22 protein-coding genes are annotated in these 20,916 nt (G+C 62.6%); 11 read left to right on the top strand and 11 right to left on the bottom strand.

The features are described 5' to 3' along the window. Positions 1-3 precede the first annotated feature (3 nt). Complete coding sequence (locus tag ACQ4LH_RS14160; RefSeq protein WP_430697741.1) at positions 4-900, top strand: GIDE domain-containing protein; 897 nt, start codon at positions 4-6, stop codon at positions 898-900. Between the two features lie 63 nt (positions 901-963). Here the strand turns inward: ACQ4LH_RS14160 and ACQ4LH_RS14155 are convergent, their stop codons facing one another. Then, positions 964-3,027 (bottom strand): putative bifunctional diguanylate cyclase/phosphodiesterase, encoded by a 2,064-nt coding sequence (locus tag ACQ4LH_RS14155; protein WP_430697740.1) that lies wholly within the window; start codon positions 3,025-3,027, stop codon positions 964-966. Positions 3,028-3,360: 333 nt separating this feature from the next. Between ACQ4LH_RS14155 and ACQ4LH_RS14150 the strand changes: the two genes are divergently transcribed. Together ACQ4LH_RS14150 and ACQ4LH_RS14145 are read left to right on the top strand one after the other, a co-directional pair. Further along, on the top strand, positions 3,361-4,656 hold the full coding sequence (locus ACQ4LH_RS14150; RefSeq protein ID WP_430697739.1) for an ammonium transporter: 1,296 nt from the start codon (positions 3,361-3,363) through the stop codon (positions 4,654-4,656). Between the two features lies 1 nt (position 4,657). Beyond that, on the top strand, positions 4,658-5,302 hold the full coding sequence (locus ACQ4LH_RS14145) for a hypothetical protein (RefSeq protein ID WP_430697738.1): 645 nt from the start codon (positions 4,658-4,660) through the stop codon (positions 5,300-5,302). 64 nt (positions 5,303-5,366) lie between these two features. On the opposite strand, the gene ACQ4LH_RS14140 is transcribed toward ACQ4LH_RS14145, so the two are convergent. The 3 genes from ACQ4LH_RS14140 to ACQ4LH_RS14130 all read right to left on the bottom strand — a co-directional run bounded on the left by ACQ4LH_RS14140 (position 5,367) and on the right by ACQ4LH_RS14130 (position 7,143). Further along, positions 5,367-5,948 carry a superoxide dismutase gene (locus tag ACQ4LH_RS14140; RefSeq protein WP_167142437.1) on the bottom strand — a complete coding sequence of 194 codons (582 nt, stop codon included), beginning with the start codon at positions 5,946-5,948 and terminating at the stop codon, positions 5,367-5,369. 176 nt (positions 5,949-6,124) lie between these two features. Then, complete coding sequence (locus tag ACQ4LH_RS14135) at positions 6,125-6,736, bottom strand: LysE/ArgO family amino acid transporter (RefSeq protein WP_430697737.1); 612 nt, start codon at positions 6,734-6,736, stop codon at positions 6,125-6,127. Between the two features lie 5 nt (positions 6,737-6,741). Then, on the bottom strand, positions 6,742-7,143 hold the full coding sequence (locus ACQ4LH_RS14130; protein WP_430697766.1) for an ACT domain-containing protein: 402 nt from the start codon (positions 7,141-7,143) through the stop codon (positions 6,742-6,744). Positions 7,144-7,242: 99 nt separating this feature from the next. Between ACQ4LH_RS14130 and ACQ4LH_RS14125 the strand changes: the two genes are divergently transcribed. After that, positions 7,243-8,139: a LysR family transcriptional regulator ArgP gene (locus tag ACQ4LH_RS14125; protein WP_430697735.1), complete on the top strand. Its 897-nt coding sequence runs from the start codon at positions 7,243-7,245 to the stop codon at positions 8,137-8,139. On the opposite strand, the gene ACQ4LH_RS14120 is transcribed toward ACQ4LH_RS14125, so the two are convergent. After that, positions 8,129-9,190 carry a saccharopine dehydrogenase family protein gene (locus ACQ4LH_RS14120; RefSeq protein WP_430697734.1) on the bottom strand — a complete coding sequence of 354 codons (1,062 nt, stop codon included), beginning with the start codon at positions 9,188-9,190 and terminating at the stop codon, positions 8,129-8,131. The two genes, ACQ4LH_RS14125 and ACQ4LH_RS14120, sit on opposite strands and share 11 nt — an antisense overlap. 169 nt (positions 9,191-9,359) lie before the next feature. Between ACQ4LH_RS14120 and ACQ4LH_RS14115 the strand changes: the two genes are divergently transcribed. After that, positions 9,360-10,352 carry an NAD-dependent epimerase/dehydratase family protein gene (locus ACQ4LH_RS14115; RefSeq protein WP_430697733.1) on the top strand — a complete coding sequence of 331 codons (993 nt, stop codon included), beginning with the start codon at positions 9,360-9,362 and terminating at the stop codon, positions 10,350-10,352. A gap of 17 nt (positions 10,353-10,369) precedes the next feature. Here ACQ4LH_RS14115 and ACQ4LH_RS14110 read toward each other — a convergent pair whose 3' ends face one another. Continuing rightward, positions 10,370-10,684: a hypothetical protein gene (locus ACQ4LH_RS14110; protein WP_430697732.1), complete on the bottom strand. Its 315-nt coding sequence runs from the start codon at positions 10,682-10,684 to the stop codon at positions 10,370-10,372. A 489-nt stretch (positions 10,685-11,173) separates the two neighbouring features. Here ACQ4LH_RS14110 and ACQ4LH_RS14105 point away from each other — a divergent pair, with 489 nt between their 5' ends. Then, positions 11,174-12,019 carry an ATPase gene (locus ACQ4LH_RS14105; protein ID WP_430697731.1) on the top strand — a complete coding sequence of 282 codons (846 nt, stop codon included), beginning with the start codon at positions 11,174-11,176 and terminating at the stop codon, positions 12,017-12,019. Between the two features lie 269 nt (positions 12,020-12,288). Here the strand turns inward: ACQ4LH_RS14105 and ACQ4LH_RS14100 are convergent, their stop codons facing one another. From ACQ4LH_RS14100 to ACQ4LH_RS14090, 3 genes are read right to left on the bottom strand one after another with little or no spacing between them, the layout of a single operon-like run. Beyond that, on the bottom strand, positions 12,289-13,338 hold the full coding sequence (locus ACQ4LH_RS14100) for an alkene reductase (RefSeq protein WP_430697730.1): 1,050 nt from the start codon (positions 13,336-13,338) through the stop codon (positions 12,289-12,291). Between the two features lie 17 nt (positions 13,339-13,355). Continuing rightward, positions 13,356-14,522 carry an MFS transporter gene (locus ACQ4LH_RS14095; RefSeq protein ID WP_430697729.1) on the bottom strand — a complete coding sequence of 389 codons (1,167 nt, stop codon included), beginning with the start codon at positions 14,520-14,522 and terminating at the stop codon, positions 13,356-13,358. 38 nt (positions 14,523-14,560) lie between these two features. Then, positions 14,561-14,863, bottom strand: coding sequence for an ArsR/SmtB family transcription factor (locus tag ACQ4LH_RS14090; RefSeq protein ID WP_430697728.1), 303 nt, complete (start codon positions 14,861-14,863; stop codon positions 14,561-14,563). 127 nt (positions 14,864-14,990) lie between these two features. Here ACQ4LH_RS14090 and ACQ4LH_RS14085 point away from each other — a divergent pair, with 127 nt between their 5' ends. Further along, positions 14,991-15,566, top strand: a complete 576-nt coding sequence (locus tag ACQ4LH_RS14085) for an ACP phosphodiesterase (protein WP_430697727.1) — start codon at positions 14,991-14,993, stop codon at positions 15,564-15,566. Here the strand turns inward: ACQ4LH_RS14085 and ACQ4LH_RS14080 are convergent. Continuing rightward, the gene (locus tag ACQ4LH_RS14080; protein WP_430697726.1) at positions 15,563-16,357 is read right to left on the bottom strand and encodes a lysophospholipid acyltransferase family protein; all 795 of its coding nucleotides are present in this window, start codon (positions 16,355-16,357) and stop codon (positions 15,563-15,565) included. The two genes, ACQ4LH_RS14085 and ACQ4LH_RS14080, sit on opposite strands and share 4 nt — an antisense overlap. Before the next feature lie 71 nt (positions 16,358-16,428). Continuing rightward, positions 16,429-17,187 carry an L-ornithine N(alpha)-acyltransferase gene (gene olsB / locus ACQ4LH_RS14075; protein ID WP_090249004.1) on the bottom strand — a complete coding sequence of 253 codons (759 nt, stop codon included), beginning with the start codon at positions 17,185-17,187 and terminating at the stop codon, positions 16,429-16,431. 291 nt (positions 17,188-17,478) lie between these two features. Here olsB and ACQ4LH_RS14070 point away from each other — a divergent pair, with 291 nt between their 5' ends. The 4 genes from ACQ4LH_RS14070 (at position 17,479) to ACQ4LH_RS14055 (ending at position 20,821) form a co-directional block, all read left to right on the top strand. Next, the gene (locus ACQ4LH_RS14070) at positions 17,479-18,366 is read left to right on the top strand and encodes an acyl-CoA dehydrogenase (RefSeq protein WP_430697725.1); all 888 of its coding nucleotides are present in this window, start codon (positions 17,479-17,481) and stop codon (positions 18,364-18,366) included. A gap of 87 nt (positions 18,367-18,453) precedes the next feature. Continuing rightward, positions 18,454-19,239: an MBL fold metallo-hydrolase gene (locus ACQ4LH_RS14065; RefSeq protein ID WP_430697724.1), complete on the top strand. Its 786-nt coding sequence runs from the start codon at positions 18,454-18,456 to the stop codon at positions 19,237-19,239. Positions 19,240-19,394: 155 nt separating this feature from the next. Then, the gene (locus tag ACQ4LH_RS14060; protein WP_430697765.1) at positions 19,395-20,486 is read left to right on the top strand and encodes a serine hydrolase domain-containing protein; all 1,092 of its coding nucleotides are present in this window, start codon (positions 19,395-19,397) and stop codon (positions 20,484-20,486) included. Then, positions 20,483-20,821, top strand: a complete 339-nt coding sequence (locus tag ACQ4LH_RS14055; RefSeq protein WP_430697723.1) for an amidase — start codon at positions 20,483-20,485, stop codon at positions 20,819-20,821. The genes ACQ4LH_RS14060 and ACQ4LH_RS14055 overlap by 4 nt, the downstream gene beginning before the upstream one ends. Positions 20,822-20,916: the final 95 nt, after the last annotated feature.

The raw sequence follows: 20,916 nt of genomic DNA, 5'->3' as shown, positions 1-20,916 counted from the left end.
GCCGTGGATATTCAAGGACAGCTTGTTGGCTTGGCCTGCAGTGTGGCGGTCAGTGCGGGCGGGGCGTGGTGGTTCTTGCGGCGTTTCTCCCAGGCGCGGCATTTGCTCGATACGCCGACCTCGAAGATTCGCTCGGCGGCTCAGGGCTATGTCGAGTTCTATGGCGTACTGCATGACAGTACCGAGCCTGCGCTGCTCGGTCCGCTGACCAATACGCCCTGCCTGTGGTGGCGTTACAAGATTGAGGAATACACCTCAAGCGGCAAGAAACGCAGCTGGCGCACCCTGGAAAGCGGCAGCAGCGAGGCGTTACTGCAACTCGACGACAGCACCGGCAGTTGCCTGATCGACCCGCGCGGCGCGCAGGTGCGGCCGCTGACCCGTGAAGTCTGGAAAGGCAGCTTGCGTCATCCCCTGGGCGCGGCGAAAACCGGTTGGCGCGCGCTGTTCAGCAATGATGAGCGCTATCGCTATACCGAGGAGCGCTTGCATGCCGGCCAACCGCTGTATGCCATCGGTGATTTTCGCAGCAGCGGTGGCGGTCGCCAGGGCCTGGATCTGCCAGCGGCTCAAGGTGCGGTAATCCGCGAATGGAAGGGCGACTTTGGCGGCCTGCTGCAGCGCTTCGACAGTGACGGCAATGGCCAGCTGGATGAGCGTGAATGGCAGCGCGTGCAGCTGGCTGCGGGCCTGGAAGCCGAAGACCGGCATCGTCGGCAAAGCACTCAGCCGGTGCAACATCACCTGGGCAAACCACGCGAGGCGCAGCCGTTTATCCTTTCTTGCGCCGGTGAGGATGAGTTGGTGCGTCAGTTCTACTGGCAGGCAGCTGGCGGTGTAGTGCTGTGTCTGGCCGGCGCGCTGGCAGCGGCCTGGTTGCTGGGCATCAACAGCTTCTAGGTGAAAACGCTGCGCATAAAAAAGCCCGCCAAATTTGGCGGGCTTTTTCGTAGGCGTTTGACGTCAGAGCGTGGCGGGGTTGGCTGCGCTGTTCAGCCGTCGCGCCTGCTTCAGGTAGGCGGTCAGTTCGCGGGCGGGCAGTGGCTTGCTGTACAGGTAGCCCTGACCCTCGTTGCAGCCCTGGGCGATGATGTAGGCCTCCTGCTCGACGGTTTCCACGCCCTCGGCGATGACCTGCATGCCGAGGCTCTTACCCAGCTGGATGATGGCGCGCACGATGGTGGCATCGTCTTCGTCTTCCAGCAGGTCCTGCACGAAGCTCTTGTCGATCTTGATCTTGTCCAGCGGCAGACTCTTCAGGTAGCTCAGCGAGGAGTAGCCAGTACCGAAGTCATCGATGGCGATCAGCGCGCCGGAGCGGCGCAGGCTGAGCAGGTGCTGGGCGGCGGTGTTGATGTCTTCCATCAGGCCGGTTTCGGTGACTTCCAGCTCCAGGCTGCGCAGTGGCAGGCGGTAGACCTGCATCAGGTTGTTCACTACTCGTGGCAACTCGGCGTGGTGCAGCTGCACGGTGGAGAGGTTGACTGCCATGCGCAGCTCGGTGAAGCCCTGGTCGTGCCATTCACGTAGCTGGCGACAGGTCTGGTCGAGAATCCATTCGCCAATCGGGATGATGGTGCCGTTCTGTTCGGCCAGCGGGATAAACAGATCCGGCGGTACGAAGCCATGTTGTGGGTGCTGCCAGCGCAGCAGCGCTTCGACGCCGACCACGCTGTGGTCGCGGTAATCCACCTGCGGTTGGTAGACCAGGTGCAGCTGATTCAGCGCCAGGGCGTCGCGCAGGTCTTTTTCCAGTTCGCGGCGGCGGCGCATTTCGCTGTCGACGCTGGCGATATAGAACTGGTAACGGTTGCGCGAACGGCTTTTGGCCAGGGTCATGGTTTGTTCGGCTTTCTGCAGCAGTTTCTCGGTGCTGTCGCCATCTTCCGGGAACAGGGTGATGCCGATGGTCGCACGCAGGCGCACTTGCTGTTGGTCGAGCATAAATGGGTTGTCGAGGTCGTCGAGCACGCTCTGCGCCAGTTCGGCGGCCTCATAAGGCTGCTCGATATCGGCCTGCACCAGGGCGAACTGGTCGCCGCCTAGTCGCGCGAGGGCGCCGAGACGGCCGCTGTGGCTGCGCAGGCGGTCGGACAGGGCCAGCAGCAACTGGTCACCGGTCTGGTAGCTGAACTGTTCGTTGATCCCTTTGAAGTCATCCAGGCCTACGCAGAGTACCGCTACGCGGCGCTGCAGGCGGCCGGCGTCTTCGAGAATCTGGTCGAGTTGCTGTTGCAGTTGCTGGCGGTTCGGCAGGCCAGTGAGGAAGTCGTACTGGGCCATGCGCAACAGGCTGTTTTCTGCTTCACGGCGCAGATTGGTGTTGCGCTCGATGGAGGATAGCAACTGGTTGGCGGTGTTGATCCACAGGCCCAGTTCGTTCTTCTCGTTACCCTTGAGCATCGGCAGCTTGTGTTCGCTGGGACGGTCCGGGTTGATGTTGGTCAAGTGCTCGATGATCTTCGACAGCGGTTTGGTCAGCAGCCAGTGATAGACCAAGTACAGCACCAGACCCATGGCCAGGGCGCGCAGCACACCGGAGATAAAGATGATCACCGAGTTGGTGACAAAGCTCTCGCCGTAGGGGGCCGTGTCGAGGGTGATGCTGAGGTCGCCGTAGTACTCGCTGTAGGGACCGCGGCCAACCAGCTGGGTGGTGAAATTCTGTTCTTTGCCAAGGATCGGGTCGGTCAGCCAGCGGGTGGGGATATCGACCTGCTCTCGGGCTTTCTCCGCCAGCATCGGTTCGTTGGGGTGGCCGATGGCGGCCATGCGCACCGACTCATGCTGGAACAGCCCTTCGATCACCTGCATGCCCATTTCCCGATCCAGGCTGTAGACCGCCTGGGTGGATGGGTCGCGGAACATGCCAAGAATTCGGTGCGCGTCGTTGGCGACTGCCTGACGTGTTTTGTAAACGTCGAAAACAATCTGCGCAAGACTCAAGACCACGCCGACTATGAGCGCTGATAACAGCACTACGCGGAGCAACTTGAGAGACAAGCTGTTTTTAAGTTCCAGCTTCAAATGACGGTTCCTTGTTCGAGGCCTTCGGCGTCAGACGCTAGTGAGTATTGGCAAAGTCGCGCTTGCAGTCAAAGGGCCATTACCAAACTTTGTCGAACAAATTATCTGCGCGGCGATGGCGCGGGCGCGGGCAGCTGTGTTGGCTGCTTGCACTGTGTCGGTGCGAGTTACCTATGGCTTGAGCACCGTTGGGCGGTTTTATATGGCCTGCCATCCCTGGCGGCCACCCTTTGGGCCGTTGTTACGCAACGTTAAAAATGGCTCCCAGCTATTTTTTTGTTTGGCATGAGAGTTGCGAAGCCCCCTGTACTCACCGTTACGGGGGACGCTGCAATGAAAACTCGACTGTTAGGGATAGCTGTTTTTGCGGTTTCGCCATTGGCGCAGGCGGCCAGCGATGAGGCGCTCAACACCGCCTGGCTGGTGTTGGCCAGTGTGCTGGTGTTCTTTATGCAGGCCGGCTTTGCCTTGCTGGAAAGCGGCATGTCGCGAGCGAAGAACGCGGTCAATGTGATGATGAAAAATTACATGGACGGCTGCGTCGGCGGCATCACCTTCTGGCTGCTGGGCTTCGGCCTGATGTTCGGCAGCAATATCACCGGCTGGTTCGGTATGAGCCATTTCGCGCCGCATACGGGTGAGCCCTGGGATTTCACCTTTCTGCTGTTTCAGATGATGTTCGCGGCTACGGCGGCGACCATCGCCAGCGGCGCCATGGCCGAGCGTACGCGCTATTCGGCCTACCTGATTGGCGCGGTGGTGATCAGCGGGTTTATCTATCCGGTGTTCGGCAGTTGGGTGTGGAGCGGCATCTATGGCGGTCAGGGCTGGTTAGCGGCTTTGGGTTTTATTGATTTCGCTGGCTCGACCGTGGTGCACAGCGTCGGCGCCTGGTGTGCGCTGGCCGGTATTCTGGTGCTGGGTCCGCGTCTGGGCCGTTTTGCTGCGGACGGCACGCCGCGCAGCATTCCCGGGCACAACCTCAGCCTGGTCGCGCTGGGCGGCTTTATTCTCTGGGTCGGCTGGTTTGGCTTTAACGCCGGCAGCAGCCTGGAGATGAATGTCAGCCTCGGCCTGATTGCCCTGAATACCCATCTGGCGGCATCTGCCGGGGCACTGGGCGCATTTCTGGCGCAGCGCAGCACCTCCAGCCCGGTGCTGCTGACCACCACGGTGAACGGCTCGCTGGGTGGGCTGGTCGGCATCACCGCCGGTTGCGCGACGATGTCGCCGCTGTTTGCCCTGCTGACCGGGCTGGTCGCCGGCTTTGTGGTGGTGTTCGGCATGCGCTTGCTGGAGCGCTGGCAGCTCGATGATGTGGTCGGCGCCGTGCCAGTGCATGGTTTTGCCGGCGTCTGGGGCACTGTGGCGGCCGGGCTGTTCTTCAGTGGCGATCTGTTCAACTGGTCGCGGGTCGGCGTGCAGCTGCTCGGCGCCGGTGTGGCGTTTGTCTGGGCCTTCCCGCTGGCGCTGATGCTCTATCTATTGCTGGCGAAAACACTCGGCCTGCGTACCTCCACCCAGCATGAACAACGCGGCCTGGATTATGCCGAACATGCCGAGGTGGGTTATCCCGAGTTCAACCTGGCCGTGACCTTCGACAGTAACGACTTGCCGAGGAGGGTGTGAGATGAGCCTGGCAACTCGCCGACGGGCGATCTACACCGGGCTGGCCGGGCACTTTGCCGAGGACGAACTGCTGGCCGTGCTGGCGCTGTGGGAAAGCAAATACGCCGACAAACCGCCGTTCGCCCTCAATGAGTTTCTCGGCGAAGTGGCCGCGACGACTGAACGCAAACTGGAGCGCGCCAAGCTCTACCGCGAACTGGTGGGGGCGCTGACCGGGCCGCTATCGGCCTTGCTGCCGGACCCGGAGCCGCTGCTGCACAGTTGGCGGCAGCGGATGGGCGTGGCGGCGCCGCTACGGGTCGGCCCGGATAGCCAGGCACGACATACCTTCGAGGCGCTGAGCCGGGTGCTGTTGAATGACCTGGACGCGGAGCTGGTGCCGCGTTTGCGGCGCTTTGCCGCGGGCAACCTGGGCGGTTTGAGTGTGGCTAACGAACAGCGTCTGCTGGTGCGCGCCTGGCTGGAGCAGGGTGCTGCGCTGGAGCCGGCTGGCTTGGGCCTTGAGCAGTTACGGCAATTGCTCAACCTGCTGTATATCGGCCTGTGCGAGTACCTGGGGCCGGTCATCGCCGACCAGCGCCTGAGTCAGGCGGTGCAGCAAGTGGAGGCGCTGCACCTGGCTTTTCCCCCGCGCAAGCTGCTGTAAAACGCTTATCCACATAACAAGAAACCCGGCACATGGCCGGGTTTCTTGTGGGTAACGCAGGTACTTAGGCGGCGTAGTTTTTCGCTACGAAGTCCCAGTTGACCAGGTTCCAGAACGCCTCAACATACTTCGGACGCATATTGCGGTAGTCGATGTAGTAGGCGTGTTCCCAGACGTCGCAGGTCAACAGCGGGGTGTCGCCGCTGGTCAGCGGGCAGCCGGCGCCGATGGTGCTGGCCAGAGCCAGGGAGCCGTCAGCCTTCTTCACCAGCCAGCCCCAGCCGGAGCCGAACGTGCCGATGGAAACTTTGCTGAACTCTTCTTTGAACTTGTCGAAGGAGCCGAAGGCCGCGTTGATCGCGTCAGCCAGGGCACCAGTCGGCTGGCCACCGGCGTTAGGCGCCAGGCAGTTCCAGTAGAAGGTGTGGTTCCAGACCTGGGCGGCGTTATTGAAGATGCCACCTGAGGAGGTCTTGACGATCTCTTCCAGGGTTTTGCCTTCGAACTCGGTGCCAGGGACCAGGTTGTTCAGGTTCACGACATAGGTGTTGTGGTGCTTGTCGTGGTGGAATTCCAAGGTTTCCTTGGAAATGTGCGGCTGCAGGGCGTCATGTGCGTAGGGCAGCGGCGGCAATTCGAAAGCCATTGTCTATCTCCTAATCAGGTCAGGTGCGGTGTGCGCGAGGCCGATCACGGGCGGCCATCTCAGCGGCGTGAGTTATCTCTTTGCGCCGCAAGCCTTGGATCATAGCACTCGCCCCGCGCCTTAAACACGCGGCAACTGTGTGGAAAACCACCTCGGCATGTTGCATCAGGGCCGTTTTAGAGCATGCCGGGGTTGCTCAATAGCTGCCAGGCAATGCTGAACATCATCAAGGCCACGCCTAGGTCGATAAAGCGCCAGGTGCTCGGGCGCGCGAGCCAGGGGGCGAGCCAAGCCGCGCCAAGGGCCAGGCAGAAGAACCACATTAATGAAGCGCTGGCCGCACCGAGGGCATAGGCACCGGGCACCGGTTGCTGCGCGCCGAGTGAGCCGATCAGCAGCACTGTGTCGAGGTACACATGCGGGTTGAGCAGGGTCACGGCCAGTGCCGCCAGCAGCACCGCGCGGCGTGAGCGTGGGCCGCTGTCGCTGGTCTGAGCCAACGCCTGCGGACGGCTGGCGCGAACCAGCGCCTGGGCGCCATACCAGAGTAGAAAGGCCGCGCCACCCCAGCGCGCCACGCCCAACAGCATCGGGCTCTGCGCCAGCACGGCGGCCAGGCCGAACACCCCGGCAGTGACCAGCAGGGCATCGCAGACCACACAGAGCAATGCCACCGGCAGGTGATGCTCGCGGCGCAGGCTTTGCGCCAACACGAAGGCGTTCTGCGCGCCGATGGCGATGATCAGCCCGGCGGCGATCAGTAATCCATTGCTATAGCTTTGCCACATATCGGTTACTCCACCTGTTCACTGAGCTGTTGCAGAACGGCCAGCGCGCGTGGCCCATCGGCGTGGGCGACGAACAGGTGGTCGTGGTAGAAACCGGCGATCACGTTGCAGCTAATCCCGGCATGCGCCAGTGCGCTGGCGACGGCAGCCGTCAATCCGACGGCTTCCAGAGCCGAATGCACATGCAGCGTCAGCCAGGCGGCCACGTAGCTGAACGGCAAGCCCAGGTGTTCGGCATGCTGGCGCGGCAGAATAACTGTGAGGCCTTCGGCTTCCTGAAAGCTGCCCAGCGGCTGCACACCGTCCAGCTGCGCGGCATCGCTCAGGCTGCTGAACACGTAAGCGCCATCGTTCAGCTGTGGGCTCATGCTGTGTAGCAATGTTGTCAGTGAGGTTTCGCCGGCCATGCGGATTGCCTTGTTCAGGGTGGGGATGCTGGTCAGTCTGCTGTGGCTGGGTATATAAGAGAAACCAATAATCCTGATCACCCATTAGGAATTCTTATTTTGCTGGATTACAAACTACTCGCCGCTCTGGCTGCCGTTGTGGAGCAGGCGGGGTTCGAGCGTGCGGCGCAGGTGCTGGGTTTGTCGCAGTCGGCGGTGTCGCAGCGGATCAAGCTGCTGGAGGCGCGGGTCGGCCAGCCGGTGCTGGTGCGTGCGGTGCCGCCGGCACCGACGGAAATCGGTCGACGTTTGCTTAACCATGTGCAGCAGGTGCGTTTGCTGGAACGGGATATTCAGGCGCAGGTGCCGGGGCTGGATGAGGGCGGGCTGCCCGAGCGTCTGCGTATTGCGTTGAACGCCGACAGCCTCGCCACTTGGTGGGCCGGCGCCGTGGGCGCGTTCTGCAACGAGCAGCGTTTGCTGCTGGATCTGGTGGTGGAGGATCAGGAAGTCGGCCTCAAACGCATGCGCGCCGGCGAGGTGGCGGCCTGCGTATGCGCCAGTGAGCGCCCGGTGGCCGGTGCGCGTGCCGTGCTGCTGGGGGCGATGCGTTATCGCGCCATGGCCAGCCCGGCGTTTATCGCCCGGCATTTTCCAGATGGAGTAACGGCGCAGGCGTTGGCTCATACGCCGGCTATCGTCTTCGGCCCGGATGACCTGTTGCAGCACCGTTATCTGTCCAGCCTGGGCGTCGAAGGTGGTTTTGCCCACCATCTGTGCCCGTCATCCGAAGGTTTTATCCGCTTGGCGCAGGCCGGGTTTGGTTGGGGGCTGATCCCCGAGCTGCAAGTGCTCGGGGAGTCAGCCCGTGGCGAGCTGGTCGAATTGATCAGCGACCGGCCAATCGATGTGCCGCTGTACTGGCACCACTGGCGTAATGGCGGCGAGTTGCTTAATCAGCTGACGCGCCACCTTACCCAGGCCGCAGCCCATAGCCTGGTGGCGCTCAGGAAATAACCACCTTGCCCGAGCCCGGCAGCTGTTCCACGCAGCGCTCTCCGAGCAGCTTGCTGGGGGTGAAGTAACCGCCGGGGCCGTTGTAATCGAGCAGGTGCCGCACGGCCAGCAAGGCGCCGTGCACGGTTACGTCATAGCCGTTGGCGGTTTCCAGTCGCGCGGTTTTTACCACGCCTGCAGCATTGCGCGCCTCGCCCCATAGCCAGGTGCGCTGGCGGGAGCGGCTGGCTTCATCCGGGCCGCTGACGCGTTTTTCGATCAGCCGCTTGAGCCAGTTCTGCACCGCATCCAGGCCCAGCAGGGCGCGTAGCGGGTCGATCAGGCGCATCACGATCGCAGCCGCTGTCGGCGTCGGCGTCGGCAGGTACACCTCGATATTGTCGATGCCGGTGGAGTGGTAGGCGGTGGAGACATCGCCCCAGGGAATCGTTACCGCCGGCTTTTCACCGCGGCCAAAGTTGATGGCGCGGCGTTTATAGCCCAGCGGTACATCGGTGATGACGCCCGCGCGGCGCACCTTTCCGCCATGTTTCAGGCCTTCCACCGAGGTTTTCGCGGTACCGGGCGACAGCCCGCTGCCAGAGTCGAAACCCAGTGCCAGGTGCGTGGCATCGGGCAGGGCCTGATGCAGGCAGGCGGCCAGGCAATCGCTGGGGATCACATCGAAGCCCACGCCGGGGCAGACCACCACAGTCAGTTCGCGCGCTTGTTGATCCCGTTGATGGGCCGCTTCGAATACGCTGATTTCACCGGTGATATCGACGTAATGGGTGGCGCTGGCCAGGCAGGCGTCTAGCATCGGCGCGCTGGTGGCGGAGAACGGGCCGGCGCAGTGGGCGACCACGGCAATATCGGCCAGGGCTTCCTTGGCGCGATCCGGCTGATGGATATCGAATATCCGGCACTCCAGGCCCAGCAGACTGCCCAAGGCATGTACGGCGGCCGGGTTGCGCCCAGCCAGAATGGGTGTGAGGCCCTGACGCTTGGCCTCGGCGGCCAGCAGGTGGCCGGTGTAACCATTGGCTCCGTAAATCATCCAGTGCGTCGCCATCCCGTGCTCCTTAGTTGTTATTAGGTTTGCGTCTGGCAGCTTAGCCGCTGTGGGCGGGCCTGTTGGCCTATCGCAGGGTGTGTGCAGTCGTTGTTCTGGCTTGTAATGCCACGGCAGCGGCCGGCGTGCGCTGCTAGAGTGGCCTGCAATCAAGGCAAAGGGGGCGGTAATGAAGATTCTGGTAACCGGGGCCAGTGGCTTTATCGGGGGGCGTTTCGCCCGCTTTGCCTTGGAGCAGGGCTTGAGCGTGCGGGTCAACGGGCGGCGCGCCGAGGGCGTTGAGCATCTATGCTCGCGTGGCGCGGAGTTTGTGCAGGGCGATTTGTCCGACCCAGAGCTGGTGCAGCAGCTGTGCCGGGATGTTGAAACGGTGGTGCACTGCGCTGGCGCGGTCGGCGTCTGGGGGCGTTACGAGCACTTCTATCAGGCCAACGTAACGGTCACCGAGAACGTGGTGGATGCCTGCCTGAAACAGAAGGTGCGGCGGCTGGTGCACCTGTCATCGCCGTCGGTGTATTTCGATGGTCAGGCGCATGTCGGCCTGCGTGAAGAACAGCTACCCAAGCGTTTTTCCGATCACTACGGCAAAACCAAGTTTCTCGCCGAGCAGCAGGTGTTTGCAGCTCAGGAGTTCGGCCTGGAAGTGCTGGCGCTGCGTCCGCGTTTTGTCACTGGGGCGGGCGATACCAGCATCTTTCCGCGCCTGATCAATATGCAGCGCAAGGGGCAGTTGTCGATCATCGGCAACGGCCTGAATAAGGTCGATTTCACCAGCGTGCACAACCTCAACGAAGCGCTGATGAGCTGCCTGCTGGCGGCCGGGCCAGCGCTGGGGCAGGTTTACAACATCAGCAATGGTGCGCCGGTACCGCTGTGGGACGTGGTCAATTATGTGCTGCGCAAGCTCGACCTGCCGCCGGTCACCCGTCATCTGCCTTATAGCCTGGCGTATGGCGCGGCGGCCTTGAATGAGGGCGTGTGCAAGCTGCTGCCCGGTCGCCCTGAGCCGACCCTGTTCCGCCTGGGTGTGGCGGTGATGGCCAAGGATTTCTCCCTGGATATCAGCCGCGCGCAGCAGTATCTGGAGTACGAACCCAAGGCCAGCCTGTGGAACGCGCTGGATGAGTTCTGCGCCTGGTGGCAGGCGCATCATCCAAGTTGACTGCCGGTAAACAGATCTCAGGCGTAGACGCGCTGCCCGCGATACATCCTTACCGAACCACTGGTGGGTGGGCGTTGGGCGAGGTCTTCCACCAGCAGCGGGTGGCCGGCCTGCATACGTGGTGTGCTTGCGGGCTCGCCGAAGGGGCGGTCGCTGTATTGGGCCAGCAGTTGCCCCAGTTGCCGGGTTTCCTCGCTGCTTGAGGTGAGGCAGGCGCTGAGCATGCTGTTGATCGCATCAGGCTGGCTCATGCGAATGTCCACCGTCAGTTCTTCGCGCAGCCTGCGGCGCAGGCTCATCATGCAATCCAGTACTTCTCTGTTCAGCTCCATGGACCTTTCCCCCGTTATTACAAGTGGGCTGGGTGTCATTCATCCGCAATGCCACCCGCCTGGTCACGCCGCGTTTCCCGCGTGCGGATCGCGTCTGCAGCGCTCTTGCTCCCTGGCGCTGCGAAAACGTCGCAAATAGACAAGTGCAAAGCGCATACCAGTTCACACTCTGTGGAACTGCGCGGGCTGCAGCGAGTCGATGGCCTGTGCCGTGCCCTTCGTCGGTGCGTTTCGCACTGGCATGGCGCGACACTGAAGCGCTGCGCGCGAACCGTTATACTGCGCGGCAAATTTGCATGGAGCCTGTCGGGCTTGACCGTTCGTAGCGAGGGGAAGTCCGGTTTGAGTCAGCTTTGTTGGTCTTTTGAGGCGAATAGCCCGCTATTTAACGAAAAAGAGCAGCTAAAGTGGCCAAATCCGGCTTTTCCGCAGCCGAGCAGTGTTAAGTCCGACAGGCTCCTCACCCCGCGCTTTCTTGAAGGTTGACCCATGCGTAACGATGCCCACGACGAACTCGATCACGTGCCCAGCCTGCGGGCTGATCAGCGCGATCACGATGACTACGCCACCGATCACCCGGAGCCAGCACGCGGCAACACTTATGGCCGCGCGTCGGCCGCCGCACCGGTTAAGTCGGCCAGCACGGGCCCACTCTGGGCGCTGGTTGGCGCCTTGATGATTGCCCTGGGCGGGCTCGGCTGGTGGAGCTTTCAGCAGATCAGCCTGATGGAGCAGCAGCTGGTTGCCACCCAGGAGAGTTTCGCGCGCATCAGCGAGGAAGCGGCCGGGCGGATTCAGGACATTTCCGGCAAGGTGGTGGCCACCGAGTCTTCGGTCACCAGCGGCAGCGAAGCGCTGAAGCTGCAGGTCAAGCAGCTGGAAAGCAAACTGGCCGAGCTGAGCAAGCAGCACCAAGGCACCAGCAGCAAGCAGGGCGATCAGAACAAGCGCCTTGAACAGCTGGCGGTGCAGCTGAAAGGTCAGGAAGGTGGTGGCGAAAAGCTGGAAGCCACTCTGAAGAAGCTCACTGCCGAGCAGGCAGCACTGAAAAACGAGCAAACCACCCTGAAAAGTGCACTGGCCGGGCAGAGTAAGCTCGACGAGAAGCTTGCCAGCTTGAGTAGCGATATCGATGCACTGAAGAAACAGGGCAACCCCAACCAGGCCATCGCTCGTGTTGAGCAGGACCTGCTGGTACTGAAAAGCGATCTGGAAACCCGTTCCGCCAGTAGCAGCACGGCTGAGTTCGACGCCTTCCGCGCGCAGATGACCCGCAATATCAGCACCCTGCAGGCGCAGGTGCAGAATTTGCAGCAGCAGATCGACGCACGCTGAGAACCAGCGTCGGATCTGCTGCGCGTCGGCCCTGCGGCGTTAAAAACCGGCTCGGCAAGCCGCTTGCGGCTAACGCGCTTTAGCGCGACCCGAAGGGCGAGTGAAACGAGTAATGCTCATTTATCTCGCCGCTTTGACCAGCCGGAGGCTGTTACTAACGTAGCGCCTTGCAGGACTCTAGCTCGCGAGATCCGAAACAGGTTCTAAAGTTGCCGCAACGAAAAAGCCCGCCTATTGGCGGGCTTTTTTATGCCGGTTAAACCACTGTGTTACAGCGTTGGGTAGTCGAGGTAACCGACCGGGCCTTGGCTGTAGAAGGTTTCCGGGTGTGGCGCATTCAGCTCGGCATCCTGCGCCAGGCGCGCCGGTAGATCCGGGTTGGCGATAAACGGCACGCCGAAGGCCACCGCATCGGCCTTGCCTTCAGCCAGCCAGGCATTGGCCTGGTCTTTGGTGAAACGCTCGTTGGCGATAAATACGCCGCCGAAGGCTTCTTTCAGGCTTGGCGACAGGCTGTCGTCGGCTTCCTGCTCACGGGCGCAGATAAAGGCGATGCCGCGTTTGCCCAGTTCCTGCGCCACGTAGGTGAAGGTCTCGGCGCGGTTGGCGTCGCCCATATCGTGGAGGTCAGCCCGTGGCGACAGGTGCACGCCAACGCGGCCAGCGCCCCAGACTTCGATCGCCGCATCGGTAACTTCCAGCAGCAGACGCGCGCGGTTTTCCAGGTTGCCGCCGTAGCGGTCAGTGCGCTGGTTGGTGCTGCTCTGCAGGAACTGGTCGAGCAGGTAGCCGTTGGCGCCGTGGATTTCCACACCGTCAAAGCCTGCGGCCTTGGCGTTTTCTGCGCCCATGCGATAGGCCTCGACGATATCGGCGACTTCCTCGGTTTCCAGGGCGCGCGGGGTGACGAAGTCTTTTATCGGCCGCACCAGGCTGACGTGTCCAGCTGGTTGGATGGCGCTCGGCGCAACCGGCAGTTGACCGTTCAGGTACAGCGGGTCGGAGATACGCCCAACGTGCCACAGCTGCAGAACGATCTTGCCGCCCGCGGCGTGTACGGCCTTGGTGATATTGCTCCAGCCGCGCACCTGATCATTCGACCAGATGCCTGGGGTGTCCGGGTAGCCGACGCCCATCGGGGTCACGGAGGTGGCTTCGCTGATGATCAGCCCGGCGCTGGCACGTTGTACGTAGTACTCGGCCATCAGTGCGTTGGGCACGCGGCCTTCATTGGCGCGGCAGCGGGTCAGTGGGGCCATGATGATGCGGTTGTTGAGTTGCAGGTCGCCGATCTGGATCGGGTCGAAAAGCGTAGTCATGGGAAGGTCCTCTCAGGTTAATCGTTGAGTGCAAGTTCGGGTTCAGGGCTACGGGTACTAAAAGTCAGCAGGGTGGCAAGCAGCGCCAGTACGGCCAGGGCAGCAGCGGCCAGGGGCACGCGGGTCAGGCCGAAACCTTCGGCAATCACCAGGCCGCCGACCCAGGCGCCGAGGGCGTTGCCGAGGTTGAAGGCGCCAATATTCAGGGTCGACACCAGGTTCGGTGCGCCGCTGCCGAAGGCCACCACATTGACCTGCAAGGCCGGCACCGCAGCGAAGGCGGCGGTGGCCCAGAGGAACAGGGTGATTTCGGCAGGGATCAGCGCCTGGCTGGTCCAGCTGAACAGGGTGGAGATCACCGCCATGGCGATGAATACGCCGACCAGGGTGGCTTTCAGGCTGCGGTCGGCCAGGCGGCCGCCGAGTACGTTGCCGAGGGTTAGGCCAAGGCCGATCAGCAGCAGGGTCCAGGTCACGCCGTTGGGCGATACGCCGGTGACCTCGCCGAGCAGCGGCGCGATATAGGTGAACAGGGCAAACATCGCGGCGGAGAACAGCACCGTGGTGCTCAGCGCCAGCCACAGGCCGGTACCGCGCAGGGCGCGCACTTCGCTGGCGAAGTCGGCCTTGGCTTCATCGGTTTTGCTCGGCAGCACGCGCCACAGGCCGATCAGGGCAATCACGCCAATCAGGGTCACGGCCCAGAAGGTCGAGCGCCAGCCAGCGTACTGACCGAGCGCGGTGCCCAGCGGTACGCCAAGCACGTTGGCCAGGGTCAGGCCGGTGAACATCAAAGCGACGGCCGAAGCACGGCGATTGGCTGGCACCAGGCTGGCGGCAACCACCGAGCCGATGCCGAAGAATGCGCCATGGCAGAGGGCGGTGATCACCCGGGCGAGCATCAGCATCTGGTAATCGCTGGCCAGGGCGCAGAACAGGTTGCCGGCGATAAAGATGCTCATCAGCGTCAGCAGTGAGGCTTTGCGCGGCCAGCTGGCGGTGGCCAGGGCCATAAAGGGCGCGCCGATGGCCACGCCCAGGGCGTAACCGGTGACCAGCCAGCCAGCGCCGGGAATCGACACGCCGAGGTCGCCCGCCACTTCCGGCAGCAGACCCATGATGACGAATTCCGTGGTGCCGATGGCAAACGCGGACAAAGCGAGGACGAGAAGCGCTGCAGGCATGCCGTCAGCTCCTGAAAAAAGTGAATGTAAAAGTTGGTTTAGAGCGCTTGGCTGATGTGGTTGAGGAACGCCTGGATGGTCTCTTCATTGCGTTTGAAGAAGTTCCACTGGCCGACCTTCTTACTGCTTACCAGGCCAGCGCGCTGCAGGGTTGCCAGGTGCACGGACACCGTGGATTGCGACAGCCCGGTGCGTTGGTCGATCTTGCCGGCGCACACACCGATTTCCAGCGGATGGTCCTGATCGGCGAAATACGTCTGCGGGTCCTTCAGCCAGTGCAGGATGTCGCGCCGCACCGGATGGGCCAGTGCCTTGATCACTTCATCAATGTCGAGTTGCATACGGGTTATCCCCTGTGCGCTGTAACGCCATATCGCGATGAGGCGAACCTTATATCGGTTGCTGGCGATATACAGATCGTTCGTGGCGATAGTCATCATCACGCGTGCTGATGTGTAAGCTGAGGCCATGAACTACCTCGCGCATTTACACCTCGGCGGCGACGCGCCGGCACAACTGCTGGGCAGCCTGTATGGCGATTTCGTCAAAGGGCCGCTGGCCGGGCAGTGGCCGGCGGATATTGAGGCGGCGATCCGCCTGCATCGACGTATCGATGTATTCACCGATAGCCACCCGCTGCAAGCGCAGGCACGGGCGCGCTTTGCCATTGAGCGGCGGCGTTATAGCGGCATCTTGCTGGATGTGTTTTTCGATCACTGCCTGGCGCTGAATTGGGCCGACTATGCCGCCGAGCCACTGCCGCGTTTTACCGGGCGGGTGTATCAGGTGCTGGCTGACGAACCGCGTTTGCCCGAACGCCTGGCGCTGATCGCACCGCGTATGGCCGCGCAGGACTGGCTGGGCAGTTACCGCGAGTTTGCCGTGTTGGAGCAGGTGGTCGCGGGGATTGATCGGCGACTGTCGCGGCCTGGGTTGCTGGCGGGCGGTGCCGCCGAGTTGGAGCGGCTGTATCAGCCGCTGTTGGAGGACTTTCGCCAGTTCTATCCAGAGCTACAGGCGTTCGTTGCCCGCGAGCGTGGTTAGGCGGCCTGGCTCTCTGTTTCGGTTTTTTCAGTTTCAGCTGCGTCTGCCGCACCAAACAACGCCTGACTGATCGCCTGCTGCGCCGCGCGGGCCAATGCATTGCGGTTCAGCTCGCTGCTGGCAATTGGTGCGAGCAGCTGGATCTGCACCTCGCTCAGCTCGCTGCTCAGCAGGCGCAGCAGATGCGAGAGCATGTCGTCGTCACCGATAAACGGCGCCACGCTGCACGGCTTGCCGCCGCGCAGGTAACGGATGGCCACCGGCTGCACAGATACACCGCTGTCGATCGCGCTGCTCAGCAAACGGCCGTGAAAGGTGCGCAGACCAAGGCCGTCGGTGGTGGTGCCTTCCGGGAAGATCAGCAGGTTACGCCCGCGCTGCAAATGCCGACCGAGCTGCTGGTTCAGCAGGCTGCTGTCGCCCGAGCCGCGGCAGATAAACAGGGTGCCAGCCTTGTGTGCCAACCAGCCGGCCACTGGCCAGGTACGCACCTCGGCCTTGGACAGAAAGGACAGCGGGGTGAGCATGCCGAGCAGCGGAATATCGGTCCAGGACACGTGATTGCTGACCCACAGCATCGGCTTGCGCGGCAGCTCGCCCTGTACCTGCAAGCGGAATGGCAACGCCCCTGCCAGACGCGCGAGAAACCAGCGGGTCAGGCGTTGGCGGGTTGGCATCAGGTCATGCCGGACCAGGCGTTCGAGTAGGGTGATACCCGCCGCCAGCAAGGTGCCGAGGCTGATCACCGCCAGCAGGCGCGCCAGGCGCAGGTACAAACGCACTTTCTTCATCGAACTCTCTCGCTGCAAAAACACAAACGCCGGCACTGTCTACAGAGTGCCGGCGACTTGTGCAACCTAACTCAGACGGCTGCCTTGAAGTGCCGGGCATAGCGCGGACACAGCTCGTCACGCTTGAGCAGGATAAACACGTCGGCGACCTGGAAATCCTGGTCCCAGCACGGCTCGCCGCAGATCTTCGCGCCCAGGCGCATATAGGCCTTGAGCAGCGGCGGCATTTCGGCGATCACGTTGCTCGGCACATCCAGCGCCGGCAGCGGGGTTTTCGGTTCGGCGCGCAGGTGTTCGGTGCACAGGTAGCGTTCGCGCAGGCGCTGCATGATCGCCTGGGCCTGGATGCCGCCGTCCTGCATGGAGATGCTGGCGCAGCCCATCAGGTAGCGGTAACCGCCTTCGTTGAGCACTTCGGCCAGCTCGCCCCAGAGCACGGCGATGGTCGCGCCGTTACGGTAGGCGGCGTCGACGCAGGTGCGACCGATTTCCAGCACCGGCCCTTCGAGGTGCGGCAGGCCGTGCAGGCTGAATTCTTCTTCGCTGTAGAAGCGCCCCAGGCTGGCGGCAGCGCGGTGGTCGAGCAGGCGGGTAGTGGCCACCAGCTCACCGCTGTTGAGGTCACGTACGCCGATGTGTTGGCAGTGAATGTCGTAGTCATCCATGTCCAGGCCCAGTTCGGCACCCTTGAGCTTGGCATCGAATTCGGCGCTGAATACGCGAAAGCGCAGCGCCTGGGCTTCGCGCAGGGCGGCAGCGCCGTGTAAGCGCTCGGCCTGCAAGCGACGAGCGGGGGTAGTGCGGTCGCGGGTGATTGCCATCTGGGTCATGCCGTCATCTCCATTTCGGCCGTGTGAAAACTACTGCGCTCGGTTATGCCGCGTTGAAAGCAACCTCGGAATGCTCATGTACAACTCGTACACTCCGCTTCCTCGCTTGCTTTCGCCTTGCCTAACCTTCGCTCGCGACGTTTTCACTTGGCCTAGTTAGCCGGCTTTTTGCCTTGCAGCCGGTCGATCTTGTTGGGCAAGCTCAGGCTAGGTAGCGGCGGTGTCACCTCCGTGAATCTTTGGTGATGCTTGTGTGACAGTGACTTCGATAATTCCAATAAGGAGCAATGCATGCCCTGGCAACAGCTGTTGAGCCCGCAAGCGCGTCTGCCGGTCGCGGGGCTGGAGGAGTGGTACGCCAGCCTGCTCGAACGCATCGGCAACCCAACCCCGTTGCAGCTGGCCCTGCTCGGTGGCCGACTGGCCGCGACGCCGGGGCTGGCGTTTCTCGCCGGTTACCAGGGCGCGTTGCGCGCACTTTGGCCGGCCGCGCCCTGGACCCTGGGCGCGCTGTGCGTAACCGAGAACCGCAGCACCCGCCCGGCGGATATGAGCACGCGGATCAACGCGCTGACCCTGGACGGCCGCAAGGATTTCGTCACCGCCGCCGAGGCCGCCGACTGGTTGCTGGTGGCCGCCCGTGAGGAAGCCGTCGGTGCGCCGGTGCAGCTGGCTCTAGGCGTGGTGCGCAATGGCGCGCCGGGTGTGCAGATCGAGACACTGCCGGCGCTGCCGTTGATGCCGGATGTCAGCCATGGCCGTCTGCATCTGCAGGACGCGCAGTGCGAGCGTCTGGCCGGCGATGGTTGGGATGACTACGTAAAACCCTTCCGTACCCTGGAAGACACCCACGTACTGGCGGCGCTGACGGCCTGGCTGTTTGGTGTGGGCCAGGAATCGGCCTGGCCGCAGGCTCTGCAATTGCGCCTGCTCGGCCTGTTGGCCGGCTGCGCGGAAGTGGCGCGGCAATGCCCAAGTGCAGCGGATAGCCACCTGATGCTGGCCGGGCTGTTTGCCCAGTTCGACAGCCTGCGCAGTGATCTGGACAACGCCTTTGCCGCCGGCGATGCGCATTGGGCGCAGCTTTGGCAGCGCGACAAAGGCCTGCTTGCGATTGCCGGCAGCGCGCGCAGCAAACGTCTGCAGAAGGCGCAGGCGCTGTTCGGCATTAATCTCTAATCAGGCATGGCGTGCCGGCTTGATCCAGATCAGTAAGGCCGGGTCGCTGCGCCAGTAAGCTCGCGGGCTTTCGGGAGAGAGCCTGCCATGCGACGCGAGCCCATAGTGCTGTTCGATAACGGCGAGCATCAATGCATGATGTTCGATGACCTGGTCAGCGGGGAGGGCGTGCAGTCCAACCAGTTTCTGATCACCGACAACGAGCAGTACCTGCTGCTCGATCCGGGCGGCGATCTGACCTATACGCCGTTGTCGCTGGAGCTGTCCAAGCACATCCCGGTGCAGGACCTCACCTATATCTTCGCCTCGCACCAGGACCCGGACATCATCGCCTCGCTGGACAAATGGCTGCTGCACACCCGTGCGCGGGTGATCTGCTCCAAGCTCTGGGCGCGCTTTTTGCCGCACCTGACGGCCAACTACCTGGCGCTCAGCCGAGGAATCAACACCTTTGACCGGATCATCGCGCTGCCGGATCGCGGCCAGTCGTTTGCCCTGGGCAAATGCACGCTCAAGGCCGTACCGGCGCATTTTCTCCACTCGGTGGGCAACTTCCAGCTGTATGACCCGGTGAGTAAGATTTTGTTTTCCGGCGATATGGGCGCCTCGATGGTCGATGACGCGCACCCGGTGAGCGACTTCGTCAACCATGTGCCAAATATGCTTGGCTTTCACCGCCGCTATATGGCCAGTAACAAGGTCTGCAGGCTGTGGGCGGCGATGGTCCGCGACATGGATGTGGCGATGATCGTGCCGCAGCACGGCCGGCCCTTTGTCGGCGCGGAAATGATCAATGCCTTCCTCTACTGGATCGAAAACCTTGAGTGCGGCATGGATCTGATGGGGCCGGACGATTACCGCTTGCCGAAATAGTGGTTTAACCAAGGCCATGACTTTTCGCGCCGAATCACCGGCTAAACCGGCGTGTTCGGCGCTGTTTGCCGTCATCGATCACATGCTAGGGTGCCGCCTTCGATCCCAGCAGAGGCGGCTCCATGTCTTTCACTCTATCTCCTGCGCGGCGGCTGATGCTGGCGTGTGCCTTCAGCCTGAGCTGCGCGACGGCGCACGCCGAGAATTGGCCAGGTGAAGACTGGGACAGCCAGTTGGCCGCACCCAGCGCTGCGCTGAGCGAACTGGAAAACTACGCCTTCCCGACCCGTGATGAGGCGACCCGCAAGGGTGTGCGCACCGACGCTCTGTTGGTGATCCGCGATGGCCAGGTGGTTTACGAGCGCTACGCCGCGCCTACCACTGCCGCCACGCCGCATCTGACTTGGTCGATGGCCAAGAGCCTGCTCGCCACCACAATGGGCGTGGCCTACGGACAGGGCCGCTTCCGACTGGATGCACCGGTTGCGCATTACTACCCGCCATTTGCAGCACATCCGCAGGTCAAGGTCGGTCATCTGCTCAACTGGGCTTCGGGCCTGGACTGGCAGGAAGACTACGAATACGCGCCGCTGAAATCCTCTGTGGTGGCGATGCTCTACACCCGCGGCCGCAGTGATATGGCGGCGTTCACCGCCGCGCACAGCGCCGATGCCGAACCGGGTGAGCGTTTCCGTTACTCCAGTGGTGACAGCAATGTGCTGTCCGCCGCCTTGAAGAGCATGGTGGGCGCCGAGGCCTACGCCGATTATCCCTGGACCGCGCTGTTCGATCCGCTGGGCATCAAGACCGCCGTCTGGGAGCGTGATGCTGCCGGCACTTTTGTCGGCTCCTCCTACGTCTATATGAGCGCCCGCGACCTGGCCCGCGTCGGCCTGCTGATGCAGCGTGATGGCCGCTGGGGTGAGCAGCAGCTGCTGCCCAAAGCCTGGGTCGACTTCAATCGCACGCCGTTTGCCAATTACCAGCCGCAGGCCGAACAGCCTGGTGAGGCGGTGCCCGGCGGGCACTGGTGGTTGAACGCAGCAGTAGCTGGCGCGGGCAGGCCCTGGACGGATGCGCCCGAGGACACTCTGGTGGCGTCCGGTCATTGGGGGCAGGGGCTGTACGTGATCGCCAGCGAGAACCTGCTGATCGTGCGCTACGCCGATGACCGCGATGGCAGCTTTGATCGCAACCACTTCCTCAAGCTGGTTCTCGCCGCGTTGGCCCAGGAGGTGCAGCCATGATTCGTCGTCGCCCGTTCAGTAGCCTGTTGTTGCTTATTCTGTTGTTGCTCGCCGCCCTGGCCTGGCAGAACCGTGCACACCTGCAAGCCTTCCCAGGCATCATCGGCGCCTACTCGGCCAAGGAATATTGTTCGTGCCGCTATGTGGCGAACAACCCGGCCGACTACTGCGAGGCGTATGTGGCGCAGTATGTTTCGCTCTCCGGCTTCTTCGATGATCAAGCCAATAAGCGCGTGACCGCGCGCGGTCTGGGCAGCACCCAGAGTGCGCAATGGTTAGGCGTGCGGCAGGGCTGTCAGCTGTTACCGGAACCGGCGCCACTGCCTGAGTCATAAAGCACCAGCGGTTCGCCCGGCAGGGTTTGCAAGGCTCTGCCGGGCGGCTATGGTGGCGTCTCCATTTTTCATGCGTGAGACGCAATGCGCAGAAT

The organism is Pseudomonas peli, from assembly GCF_050563605.1.
Taxonomy (GTDB): Bacteria; Pseudomonadota; Gammaproteobacteria; order Pseudomonadales; family Pseudomonadaceae; genus Aquipseudomonas; species Aquipseudomonas peli_A.
Note: the sequence above shows the minus strand (reverse complement) of the source record. Positions and strands in the feature narration are given on the sequence as shown.

Coding starts and splice junctions, on each gene's coding strand:
- ACQ4LH_RS14140 (WP_167142437.1), bottom strand. CDS start 5,948: ATGGCTTTCGAATTGCCGCCGCTGCCCTACGCACATGACGCCCTGCAG.
- ACQ4LH_RS14115 (WP_430697733.1), top strand. CDS start 9,360: ATGAAGATTCTGGTAACCGGGGCCAGTGGCTTTATCGGGGGGCGTTTC.
- ACQ4LH_RS14080 (WP_430697726.1), bottom strand. CDS start 16,357: ATGAAGAAAGTGCGTTTGTACCTGCGCCTGGCGCGCCTGCTGGCGGTG.
- olsB (WP_090249004.1), bottom strand. CDS start 17,187: ATGACCCAGATGGCAATCACCCGCGACCGCACTACCCCCGCTCGTCGC.
- ACQ4LH_RS14135 (WP_430697737.1), bottom strand. CDS start 6,736: ATGTGGCAAAGCTATAGCAATGGATTACTGATCGCCGCCGGGCTGATC.
- ACQ4LH_RS14110 (WP_430697732.1), bottom strand. CDS start 10,684: ATGGAGCTGAACAGAGAAGTACTGGATTGCATGATGAGCCTGCGCCGC.
- ACQ4LH_RS14085 (WP_430697727.1), top strand. CDS start 14,991: ATGAACTACCTCGCGCATTTACACCTCGGCGGCGACGCGCCGGCACAA.
- ACQ4LH_RS14095 (WP_430697729.1), bottom strand. CDS start 14,522: ATGCCTGCAGCGCTTCTCGTCCTCGCTTTGTCCGCGTTTGCCATCGGC.
- ACQ4LH_RS14055 (WP_430697723.1), top strand. CDS start 20,483: ATGATTCGTCGTCGCCCGTTCAGTAGCCTGTTGTTGCTTATTCTGTTG.
- ACQ4LH_RS14100 (WP_430697730.1), bottom strand. CDS start 13,338: ATGACTACGCTTTTCGACCCGATCCAGATCGGCGACCTGCAACTCAAC.
- ACQ4LH_RS14070 (WP_430697725.1), top strand. CDS start 17,479: ATGCCCTGGCAACAGCTGTTGAGCCCGCAAGCGCGTCTGCCGGTCGCG.
- ACQ4LH_RS14145 (WP_430697738.1), top strand. CDS start 4,658: ATGAGCCTGGCAACTCGCCGACGGGCGATCTACACCGGGCTGGCCGGG.
- ACQ4LH_RS14060 (WP_430697765.1), top strand. CDS start 19,395: ATGCTGGCGTGTGCCTTCAGCCTGAGCTGCGCGACGGCGCACGCCGAG.
- ACQ4LH_RS14120 (WP_430697734.1), bottom strand. CDS start 9,190: ATGGCGACGCACTGGATGATTTACGGAGCCAATGGTTACACCGGCCAC.
- ACQ4LH_RS14065 (WP_430697724.1), top strand. CDS start 18,454: ATGCGACGCGAGCCCATAGTGCTGTTCGATAACGGCGAGCATCAATGC.
- ACQ4LH_RS14130 (WP_430697766.1), bottom strand. CDS start 7,143: ATGGCCGGCGAAACCTCACTGACAACATTGCTACACAGCATGAGCCCA.
- ACQ4LH_RS14090 (WP_430697728.1), bottom strand. CDS start 14,863: ATGCAACTCGACATTGATGAAGTGATCAAGGCACTGGCCCATCCGGTG.
- ACQ4LH_RS14150 (WP_430697739.1), top strand. CDS start 3,361: ATGAAAACTCGACTGTTAGGGATAGCTGTTTTTGCGGTTTCGCCATTG.
- ACQ4LH_RS14105 (WP_430697731.1), top strand. CDS start 11,174: ATGCGTAACGATGCCCACGACGAACTCGATCACGTGCCCAGCCTGCGG.